Genomic DNA, 11,045 nt, shown 5'->3' on the forward strand with positions numbered 1-11,045 from the left:
GGGATGAAGTAGTCGCGGCGCGCCTTGAATTCGGCGCGGCGGCGTTCGTACTCTTGCAGGCTCTCCGGCTCGAAGCAGGCCAGGGCGGCATGCTGGGCCACGGTGCTGGCGCAGATAAAGAGGTTTTGTGCGATGCGCTCGATCACCGGCGCCAGCGCTTCGGGCACCACCAGCCAGCCCAGGCGCCAGCCGGTCATGTTGAAGTATTTGCTGAAGCTGTTGATGCTGATCACGCTGTGGCCCAGCTCGCCGGGCATGGCCAGCGCCGAATGGCCGAAGTGCTCTTCGTAGCTCAGGCCCAGGTAGATTTCATCGATCAGCGTGATGCCGCCGCGGCTGTGCACAAATTCGTGGATGCGCTGCAGCTCTTCCGGTGCAATCGAGGTGCCCGTGGGATTGGACGGGGAAGCCAGCAACACGCCGCGTGTTTTGGGGTTCCATGCCGCCTCCACCTTTTCGCGGGTCAGCTGAAAGCGTTCTTCGGCGGTGGTAGGGACCAGCACCGCATTGCCTTCTGCCGCGCTGACGAAATGCCGGTTGCAGGGGTAGCTGGGGTCGGGCATCAGGATTTCGTCCCCCGCCTCAATCAGGGCCAGGCAGGCCAGTTGCAAGGCAGCGGATGCACCCGCGGTGATGATGATGCGGCTGGGCGCCACCTGCGCCCCGAAGCGGGAGGCATACCAGCCGCTGATGCGCTCACGCAGTGCCGGCAAGCCGGTAGCCTGGGTGTACTGCGTGGTGCCGCGCTCAATGGCGCGGGTTGCGGCCTGTTGCACCAGGGGTGGCGCCGTGAAGTCGGGCTCGCCGATGTTCAGGAAGATCATGGGCGATGCGCTGTGCGCAAATTCCTGCGCCAGCGCAGAGGCCGCTTTGGCAACCTCCATGACATAGAAGGGCTCAATCCGCTGAGCCCGCTGGGCGATTTTCAAGGCTGGCCTTTCACGGGGCGAGCCCCTATCGGGATTTGTCGGCAGCGACTTCAGCGGCGCGCAGCGAGGGCGCCATTTTGTTCAGGACCCCGTTGACGTACTTGTGGCCGTCAGTGCCGCCGAAGGCTTTGGCAAGTTCGATGCACTCGTTGATCACGACACGCCAGGGCACATCGAGGCAGTGGGTGAACTCATAGGCGCCTATCCACAGCACGGCATGCTCCACCGGCGATATTTCGGCCATGGGCCGGTCCAGCAGGGGCGTGATGCCCGCATCGAGCGTTGCCGCGCCTTCGATGCAGCCGTGCAAAAGTGCATCGTAGTGGGCGGAGTCGGCTTTGTGAAAACCCACAAGGTCGCGGGTAAATGCGTCAATCGAATCCGCTTCGTTTCGACCTACCAGGTGTTGGTAGAGCGCTTGCAGTGCGAACTCGCGAGCGCGCGTGCGGGCGGATTTGTCCGCCGCCTTTTTGACGCCGGTGTCGGTCAGGCCGGTGCGGGTTTGGGGTGGGCGTTTGGGTTTGGTGATGGGGTCTGCCATGAAGTGCCAGTCAGGTTAAGGGATGCAGGAGCAGGCGCTCAGGCAATTTCATTGATCAGGTTCGCCATTTCGACGGCAACGCGGGCGGCGTCGCGCCCTTTGTCGACCTGCCGGGCTTCGGCCTGCGCGACGTTTTCCGTCGTGAGTATGGCATTGGCAATAGGCAACTGGTAGTCAAGCGCCAGGCGCGTGACGGCTGCGCCGCTTTCATTGGCGACCAGTTCGAAATGGTAAGTCTCACCGCGGATGATGCAGCCGAGGGCAATCAACGCGTCGTATTTGTCGCTTTCGGCCAGGGCCTGCAATGCAACGGGCACTTCCAGCGCGCCGGGCACCTTGATGTGCTTGATGTTGTCCTCTTGCACACCCAGGGAGGCCAGCTCGTGTTTGCAGGCTTCGGCGAGCGCATTGGTAATGCTTTCATTGAAGCGCGCCTGCACGATGCCGATGGAAAGTTTTCTGCCGTCAAGCTTGTCGCCTGAACCTTTTTCTGCTCCAAACACGGTGTATCCCTTTGATTGTTTTTTGTTTAACGAAGTGACTAGTCTTTGGTGGTGTAGCCGACGATCTCGAGCCCATAACCCGTCATGCTCGGCATGCGGCGCGGGTTGCCCATGAGGTTCATCCGGTGCACGCCGCATTCACGCAAAATCTGCGCACCCACGCCGTAGGTGCGCAAGTCCATGCGGCCGCGCTCAGGTGCCTGGCTGGCGCGTGCAGTGCCTTCAAACTGGGCCAGCAATTGCGCGGCACTTTCGCCGCAATTGAGCAGCACGGCAACACCCCTGCCTTGTTCTGCGATGTGTTTGAGGCTTTGGTCAAGGCTCCACGAATGCATGGAGCGGCCCGTTTCAAGAACGTCCAGCACCGACAGTGGCTCATGTACCCGTGCAGACACCACGTCATCGGCAGACCACGCACCCTTGACCAGGGCCAGGTGCAGGCTTTGGCTGGGTTTGTCCCGGAAGGCATGGGCGGTGAATTCGCCAAAGGCGGTTTGCAGTGTGCGGCTGCCGATTTTTTCCACCAGCGAATCGTTGCGGCTGCGGTGTTCGATCAGGTYGGCGATGGTGCCGATTTTCAGGCCGTGCTCCGCCGCGAATACCAGCAGGTCTGGAAGCCGGGCCATGGTGCCGTCGTCTTTCATGATTTCGCAAATGACGGCGGCCGGTGAGCAGCCGGCCATGCCGGCCAGGTCGCATCCGGCTTCGGTGTGGCCGGCGCGCATCAGCACACCACCATCGACAGCCTGCAGCGGAAAGATGTGGCCGGGCTGGACCAGGTCGGTGACCCTGGCGTCTTTGGCCACGGCGGCCTGCACGGTGCGGGCGCGGTCGGCGGCTGAAATGCCGGTGGTCACGCCTTCGGCGGCTTCAATGGAAACGGTGAAGGCGGTGGAGTGCTTGGTGCCGTTGCGCGTGGCCATGGGCGGCAACTGCAGCAGCTCGCAACGCTCGCGGGTCAGGGTCAGGCAGATCAGGCCGCGGCCAAAACGCGCCATGAAGTTGATGGCCTCGGGCGTGACGTGGTCTGCCGCCAGCACAAGGTCGCCTTCGTTTTCACGGTCTTCTTCATCGATCAGGATGACCATACGGCCGGCGCGCATGTCGGCAACGATGTCTTCAACAGGGGAAATGGCTGTGGTCATGGTTCAGGGCTTTTTTAGGATGTTGTTATGGGTGTCGCCCAGCATGCGCTCGACATAACGCGCGATCAGGTCGATCTCGAGATTGACGTCGGAGCCTGCGGCCAGCCGGCTCAGTGCAGTGTTCTGCACGGTGTGGGGAATGAGGTTGATGCTGATTTCCGTGCCGCCCGCGTCGCCAGCCAGGTCGGTGACGYGGTTGACGGTCAGGCTCACGCCGTTGACGGTGATGGAGCCCTTGTAGGCCAGGTACTTGCCGAGCTCGCGCGGGGCGCGAATGCGCAGCTCCCAGCTTTCGCCGACCTGGGCGAAATGCGTCACGCTGCCAATGCCGTCAACATGGCCTGAAACGATGTGGCCACCGAGGCGATCGTGCGCACGAAGGGCTTTTTCGAGGTTGATGGGGCCGGTTTCCGCCAAGCCGGTGGTTTTGGCCAGGGATTCGGCGGAAATGTCGATGGTGAAGCGATTGAGGGGAAGGTCCAGTGTTGTGGCCGTCATGCATGCGCCGTTGAGCGCGATGCTGTCGCCCAGGCCCACGTCATCAAGGTAACCCGCAGGCGCCTCGATGGTGAGGCGCTTGCCGTGGTCTGAAGAGCTGCCCAGGCTTTGGATGGCGACGATGCGCCCCAAGCCGGTAATGATTCCGGTAAACATGGTGCCATTTTCGCAGGGAATCCGGGCGCGGCGGCGCAGACAGCGCCAAAGGCCCGGAAAAGAGGGTGTTCAGCCGTGATTCACAAGGCTTGTGCAGGCACGCGTGGGCCGGTTCAGACGTCTATATCTAAGGGAAAATGGCCGTAACCCAATGGTTACGGGCGCAAGCAGCTATTGTTTTGATAGCGGATATGGGTGTTTTGCGAGCGTTCGCAGGGAAGACCGATGTCCACCATTGCGCTAGAAAGCTTCCCGGCCCGCCAGGCGAGCGACGATACGCAGGTCGGGCCCGACCCTGTCGGTAGACAGGAACTGGAGTTGGAGCCCGTTCGCGAGCGTTTGCAGGGGTTCCAGGGCAGCCATGCCCTGGCCAGGCCCAAGCAGCCTGGGCGCGAGGTAAACCAGGAATTCATCCACCAACCCGCTGCGGATCAGCGATGCGTTGAGCTTGCTGCCGGCTTCGACATGCAGTTCGTTGATTTCGCGCTGCGCCAGGTCTTTCATCATGGCCGCCAGATCCACTTTTCCCCGGGCGTCGGGCAGGCAGGTGACCGTCGCACCTTTGGCGACCAGCGCGGCTTCTTGYGGCGAGCCTCGTGTGGCGGTGTAGATCCACACCGGACCTCCTGACTGGAATATCCTGGCACCAGGCGGTGTTTGCAGCAGACTGTCGACAATCACGCGGCAGGGCTGCACCTGCGTTTCCACCAGCCGCACGTCCAGCTGAGGGTCATCCTCCAGCAGGGTCCCGATGCCCGTCAGCACGGCGGAGGCCCGGGCCCGCCACGCGTGGCCGTCTGTCCGCGCCTCAGGCGAGGTGATCCACTGGCTCTGACCGTTGGCCAGCGCCGTGGTGCCGTCCAGCGAAGCGGCAACTTTCAGGCGGACCCAGGGGGTTTTGCGGATCATCCGGCTGAAAAAGCCGATATTCAGTTCCCTGGACTCCTCGGCGCCCGGCCCGACCTCCACCTCGACGCCGGYGGCCCGCAGGCGCTCAAATCCCTGGCCGGCCACCAGCGGATTGGGGTCCGCTATCGAGGCGACCACCTTTTTGATGCCAGCGGCAGTCAATGCATCACAGCAGGGGCCTGTTCGTCCGTGGTGGGAGCAGGGCTCGAGGGTGACATAGGCGGTGGAGCCTTTGACCGAGTGGCCTTTATTCGCTGCATCGCGCAGGGCCATGATTTCGGCGTGGGGGCCGCCTGCCTGCTGGGTATGGCCAGTTCCCAAAATTTTGCTTCCACCTGAATCGGTCAGGACGCAACCTACGCGAGGGTTTGGCGCGCTGAGATACAACGCCTCTTCGGCCACACGCAAGGTCTGCAGCATCGCTGGGTTCATGATGGATTTTCTAACGGGGCAGATTTAAGCTGAAAGGTTGTAGGGTCAGGGATTTCATTCTGAGGCAAAGCCCATTTCCAGCACCCTGCGACTGGCGACTATATTCCCTTGCCTTGTCGCGGGGGTCATTTTCGTCTGCATAAGCGCCTCTATGATTTCGGCTTGCTGGCTTCGGCTGATTTCTGGTCTCGAAGAAATGATGTTCATATCCAGCAAACGGCCATCCTCTGCAATCCATATTTCTATGACCAGACGACGCAGTTTCAGGCTTGTTGCAGTTTTGTCCGGAAAGTTCCAGTCGAGCATCGGAAGGGCCGGCTGGTCGACCTCTTCAATGTCAAAAAAACGAACATCAGACATGCCGGGCTTTCTCGGGCTGGTGGAAGAAAGCTCCTGGCCGGGGGCAACCAAACCTTCAGCAGGCGCTGGTTTGATAGTTGCCGCAAGCTTTTCAGGCGGTATGGACTCGGTGGGTTCTGCCTGAGCAGCATTGCTGGGCTCGGTCATGACCCGAACGACCATGCTGTGATTCGCCGGACGTGCCGCAGTTGCAGTTTTTCCGGGTTTTTCGATGGATTGCGATACGAACAACAGCACGCTACCGTGCATGACTAGGGAAGCAATGGCCGCAATCACCCAGCGGTTGTGCTGAGAAAAACGTCTTTCCTTCTTATGTTTCACCGGTTGGTGCGGCTGGGCTCATCATTTCCAGCAAGAAGTGGCTGCATCCTGGGCAGAAGAAAATGCTGTTGAATAATTCACGTTGCTTTTTACGCCCGTATTCGTGATCTGGTAGTCGCCGCATTTATCAGCAGACATTGGGCCAGGTGAATTGCGCGTTGCGGTGACGGTATAAGTTCTTGCTGCCGCGGCAGATACGGCAATGCTGTAGGCGCCACCGCCATCACGGGGTGATTGCTTCAGATTCGCCGGGAACAAATCGGCCACCGCGGTCCCCGCGGTATTGGTGTCGTACTTCATGTTTTCCGTGTAGTGGCGCTCCATCCATTGAGAAGCTTCAAGGAGCACGGTGCGAACCTCGGCCCTGCGCCCCCTCGCAACGTACTCCTTGTAGCTCGGAAGCGCGACAGCACTCAAGAGGCCAATGATGGCGACCACGATCATCAGCTCAATCAGTGTGAAGCCCCTGCTTCGAGGCGCAACGCCGTGGGGTCGATTTTTCGCGGTTGCCTTGTGGAAAGGAATTTTCATAGGTTTTACCTGGTCTTGAAGGAGGGAATTTCGCGCCAGTAAATTCGCGCTTTCGTGTTGTCTCCCTTGCCCTGCAATCTGGTGCGATCACCAACGACAGCTGTGCAATTGAGTTCCCCCGAGGCACATGCGGTACCGGTTGAATCCCCGGAGACGGTGACACGTTGGTCGATGATCTTGACGGACGCGACGTTATAAACGACACCGCCAATCGTGATCGTGCCAAAGAGCCCCGTGTTCAGCAAGCCCGTGATGGGGTCTACAAAGGTGATGTAAGCAGCGGGCCCGCTAAAGCAGATGTTGCTGCTGGTGGCGGACGGTGCGATGGATACCGTTGCCAGCAGGCCTTGGCTCATGGTCGGGTTACTCACCACCATTTCCGAGGTGTCCGGCAGATTGATGTACCAACCCTTGTTGTTCGTCCAGTCCATGGCTGCGCCAGTCACATAGCCTTGGCCCAGAATGCCATTGGTGGGGTCCGCGTCATCCACAGTAATGCGTACGAATGTGCGGGCTGCCAGCTGCGTCCGCAGGCGGGGAAGGCCGGTCGTCGTATTGTCGAGCAGCGACGGATCCGCAATGTAGGCGGCGCTGGAATAGATGGGTTTATCCCAGATGCCAAAAATCCCATTAACGTTGCCGGAGCCGTCAGGGAAGTCGGAACTGACAATGGACTTGCCGGTTGCGAAATTAACCACCACGCCGCCCAATGGATGGAACCGATACTCTGGTGCAGAGGTGATGGGCAGGCGGTTCACCGATGCATCTGTAGGCTTGGCGATGAACAGTGGCCGTTTGTTGGTGCCATCCGTATTGGCATAAGCAACCTTCCAAAGCGCTGGGTTGGGGCTTGAAACGTCGAACTTCCACAGGTTGCCCTTGAGGTCACCCGCATAGATGACGTCGGCGACCCCATCATTGTTCGTGTCCACCCAGGTAGCTTGCGACAACCCATTGCTGGGCCCGGCGGCGGCCACCAGCTTGACGTAATTCACGCCGGGCGTCCAGACACCGCTATACGGGCCATTTGCAAACAGGATATAGAGCGCCGCCGATCCGTTCGTGCTGTTGACGCCGTTAGGAACAATCGTCGCAAATTTGCCATTGTTCATCTTGGCAACAGCGCCGGCTTGTCGACTTGAACGATTCGTGGTGCCCATTTGCGCCAGGTTGTATCCAAGGTCGCCACTGCTGTCGTCTGCTTCGGAGAATTGCCACTTGAAGACGTTCGCTGCATTTGCTTCTGTCAAGGTATCCGGATCCGTTACGTCAAGAGCAAACACACCCTTGGCGCCGCGTCCCAAAGACCCAAACAGATAGGTTTTCCAGGCGGCTGCAGGGACCAAGGCGTCATAGCCGGGCGCTGCGGCATTGGTGATCGTGGATCCCAGCAATACGTCCGCGGAGTAGGGCGTTCCATCCATAAATGACTGGACTTTTTCGCCAGCGGGGTCTACCCAGTTCTGCAGGCGGGAATGAACAAGTTGTGGCACGTACGAAACGATGGGTGTGCCGCCTTCCGATACGACTGCGGAAGCGTTGAAGCCGTGCAGCATGCCATCGCCTGCACCGATCCAGAGAATGCTCTTGCGGTCTTTTTGGGCTGTGACAAACGTACCGTAGCCTGGGAAAAGGGTTCCGAAATAGTCTGCGTTGGGCTTCGAGGTCACCACGGGGTTGGAGTTGACGACAGGCCCCATGATGGAATTGGTATTGCGTTTTCGGAACCGGAGACCTGTCGGGGTTTCGTCAACGCGGCTGCCCCGAAGCCAGTTGAGCTTGGCCTGGGCCGTTGCATCTGTGCCGCCCACCGCAGTCGTYTTAACGGCATTCGACAAGGCTGCCCAGGTAAATGGCGTGCCGGTCGAGTTCCCGACATTGGTAATGATCTGCCGCGAAGTGGACGCCGTCAATTTGGTATGGCCATCCCAGTAGTAATAGCTGCGGTCCAGCGTGCCGTCGCTCTTGAGGCGAATATCAAAGTCACCGTCAGGCTTGACGATAAATGACAGCACTTCGCCATGGCCGTCGTCGCCGTCAAAGCTGGCCAGATATTTCAGGCTGCCAGTCGTGAGCTGCGAAGCGGCAAGTGCAGGCGCCGTGTTGGAAGCGCCCACAATCGCACTGAAGGCGGCGCGCAAGGCTTTTTCCAGCTCGCTGGGGCGAATTGCCAGGAAATAGTTATCCGGGTAGCCATCTGCGCCAGGCGTACCATCCAGCTTCTTCACATCCCAGTTGGCCTTGTCGGCGGTGGGTTTTTCGAAGTAAATTTTCGGATCAGACGGTGGTACGGTGACATTTTCATTTTTACTGAACCCGCCCCATTTCGCTGCAAGCCAAAGCGGATCCTGAAGCTGAGCAGCGGTTGCCGTCCCAAAATCATATTCAGCGCGGCTCTCTTCCTGGTTCACTTCGCAATTGTTGCAGCCGCCCGATGTATTGATATTGGGGTGCACTGTACCGTCAGCCTTCTTCACGGTCAGCGTGGTGCTGTCTGTGAAACTGTAGGTATAGATACCGGAATGGAAGTGCGCGCCGTCTTTGGTGCTGCCGGATATGGTGTAGCCAAAGCCCTGGGGGTTCACCGACGCGGCGTTGAAAACCCGGGTGTACACATACAACTTGGTGCCTATGACCTCGTACCGCAGGATACCGGAGGCATCGCTGTCATAGTCACCACCTTGTTCAGAGTCTTCCCAGATGATCAGGAATTTCCCTGACGTGGCAGTCGGCGTGCCCACTACGCGGAAGTCAACGAGGGTACCGCCACCAACCGTGCCGCCCGCAACCAGCTGGTAGGAGGGTTGAATGATGATTTTTCGGCCTGCGATCGTCGGGTGGGGGACTTCAATACGCGGTTTACCGGGAGACAGCGCAACTGAAAAGCTTTTGACCTTGAACGCATCCGGGTTGGCGATCAGTTGCGCGGCCGTCGGCGTCCGCACGGCGTTGGTTCTGGCCCAATAGGCAGCACCAGACAGCGCATACGAGCCCGCATACGTTGGGGCGTCAGGACACAGACCATCTACCGCAGCCAGCGTGGAAACTGTCTTGCCGGTACAGGTTCCATCGTTTGTGGTGCCATTGTTTCCGATGAAAAACTTGTTGCCATGAATTCCTTCATCCGTACCAATCACATTGATCATGTTGACCAGGCTTGGGCTGCCCGGCAATGTGGCGAAAGGACTCCATTGAGTGCTGGTGTTGTTGTCATAAGACGTCACGCTGGCATTGAAGTTAATGGCATTGATGGCGCGGCACTGGCCCTGGCCGAAAATGGCATCGGCCGCTGTTTTGGCGGCGGCATTAGCCCGGTTCACCGGGTCAACCCATGCCGGTTTGGGCAGGCCCATGGCGGCATCTTTCGAGCCGGTTTGTGTGTAGTCATAAGTGCCGCTTGGCGACAGGCCGCCAAGATAGCGCAGCGTTTCGGTGAACATCTCACCCATGGGGTTGCCCCAGCTGGTGCACTGGTTGTCCGTTAGCGAGGTCAGCTGGAAAGTACAGTTGCCGTCACCAATGTAGGTGCCGTCGCTATAGCGATATCCGTAAACGCGCAGCTTGTTGATGGTGTAAACGATGCCCTGCGCGGAGGTATACGTGCCATCGGTGGTGTAGTTCACTTCATTTTGGAACGACTGCAAATTACTTCGAAGGACGCCGCCGCTGATATTTTTGGCAAAGGAGCCGGTCATCAGCCCGAATTCGGCAAGGTTGCCTTCCCCGTACTCATGCAACAAGCCGATTGGCTTGAAATTCGCGGACGGATATTGCCTGCAATTTTCTGTACCCAGCAGCGCCGATGCGCAAACCTCGACCCGCACGATAAAGTCAGGGCCAGTGGCGCCAATGACGACCCCCTGGGTGCCCTTTGTGGGATTGCTGGAGCCGGAGCCCAGTCCCGTAACGCCTACGTTATTGCCGTTGGAGGCGGATTTTTCTCCACTCCAATGGCACTGCCACCGCTCATTGGCATTCCAGAGCTGGTAGTCGCCCTTGGCGATTCGCATCAAGGGCGGGTTGGCGTTGGTGTGTGAATCGCCGTTGCCTGTTGTGTTGGTATTGAACGGCGAGTTGGCGGTCAGGTTGTCACCCAGCGTGGTGTTGCAGATGGTGGCTGAGGTCTGGGTCAGATTCTGTATGGTCCATTGCTTGATGGTCAGTGTCGGTGTTCCGGCGGTGGCACCGACATAACCCGTTGGCGTGACCACCATGGTGATCCAGGCAGGGTCGACGGCCACTGCAACACCTTCCATGTATTGGGTTGGCGTGGGCGTGTTCACTGCCCTGATCTGGTCGCCGACCTCGACATTGAATGTGGTGGCCTGGGCGACGGAATGCGTCACGCAGTTGTACTGAGGGGGGGCATTGGTTGCGCCGCCATAGTAAGTTTCAACCAGAGTTTGGCAAGTGGTGGCAATAGCTGCGGCCGGCGCGGTGCCGGGATTGTTCTTGTGAGCCTTGTTGGAATTGAACGTAAACTCAATAAGGCGTCGCGCATTATTGGTGTTGTCGTTGCTGATGACGCTCGAAGCCGCAAGCTGGCTGGCGGTAAAAGGGGTGAGTTGATCCAGATCGTCGCCCTTGTAATACTTGGCGAATGAATGGGCATCTGTCGGCAGGCTGGTACGCTCCAGAATGGTCAGTGCATTGGTGTCGGTGGAACGCAGGCCGCCGTACAGCACCTTGCGCACCACGTCCATGCGGGTCATGGTGGCCC

At 59.2% G+C, this 11,045-nt stretch carries 9 protein-coding genes; all 9 read right to left on the reverse strand.

The features are described 5' to 3' along the window. On the reverse strand, positions 1-929 hold a 929-nt coding region (locus tag AC1D1P_RS05715; RefSeq protein WP_477672354.1), incomplete at its 3' end, for a pyridoxal phosphate-dependent aminotransferase. A 25-nt stretch (positions 930-954) separates the two neighbouring features. Next, entirely contained in the window at positions 955-1,470 is a 516-nt protein-coding gene (nusB, locus tag AC1D1P_RS05720; RefSeq protein WP_348045906.1) for a transcription antitermination factor NusB, read from the reverse strand. Between the two features lie 38 nt (positions 1,471-1,508). Further along, entirely contained in the window at positions 1,509-1,973 is a 465-nt protein-coding gene (gene ribH / locus AC1D1P_RS05725) for a 6,7-dimethyl-8-ribityllumazine synthase (protein ID WP_477672355.1), read from the reverse strand. A gap of 38 nt (positions 1,974-2,011) precedes the next feature. Continuing rightward, positions 2,012-3,118, reverse strand: a complete 1,107-nt coding sequence (ribBA, locus tag AC1D1P_RS05730; protein ID WP_477672356.1) for a bifunctional 3,4-dihydroxy-2-butanone-4-phosphate synthase/GTP cyclohydrolase II — start codon at positions 3,116-3,118, stop codon at positions 2,012-2,014. A gap of 3 nt (positions 3,119-3,121) precedes the next feature. Beyond that, entirely contained in the window at positions 3,122-3,772 is a 651-nt protein-coding gene (locus tag AC1D1P_RS05735; RefSeq protein ID WP_477672357.1) for a riboflavin synthase, read from the reverse strand. Positions 3,773-4,012: 240 nt separating this feature from the next. Then, positions 4,013-5,113, reverse strand: a complete 1,101-nt coding sequence (gene ribD, locus AC1D1P_RS05740) for a bifunctional diaminohydroxyphosphoribosylaminopyrimidine deaminase/5-amino-6-(5-phosphoribosylamino)uracil reductase RibD (RefSeq protein ID WP_477672358.1) — start codon at positions 5,111-5,113, stop codon at positions 4,013-4,015. A gap of 54 nt (positions 5,114-5,167) precedes the next feature. Next, positions 5,168-5,794, reverse strand: a complete 627-nt coding sequence (locus AC1D1P_RS05745) for a hypothetical protein (protein ID WP_477672359.1) — start codon at positions 5,792-5,794, stop codon at positions 5,168-5,170. 21 nt (positions 5,795-5,815) lie between these two features. Continuing rightward, positions 5,816-6,325 (reverse strand): type IV pilin protein, encoded by a 510-nt coding sequence (locus AC1D1P_RS05750; RefSeq protein WP_477668970.1) that lies wholly within the window; start codon positions 6,323-6,325, stop codon positions 5,816-5,818. Positions 6,326-6,330: 5 nt separating this feature from the next. Beyond that, entirely contained in the window at positions 6,331-11,028 is a 4,698-nt protein-coding gene (locus AC1D1P_RS05755; protein ID WP_477672360.1) for a pilus assembly protein, read from the reverse strand. Positions 11,029-11,045 lie beyond the last annotated feature (17 nt).

The sequence above is a fragment of the Polaromonas sp. P1_E1_2 genome (genome assembly GCF_056406035.1).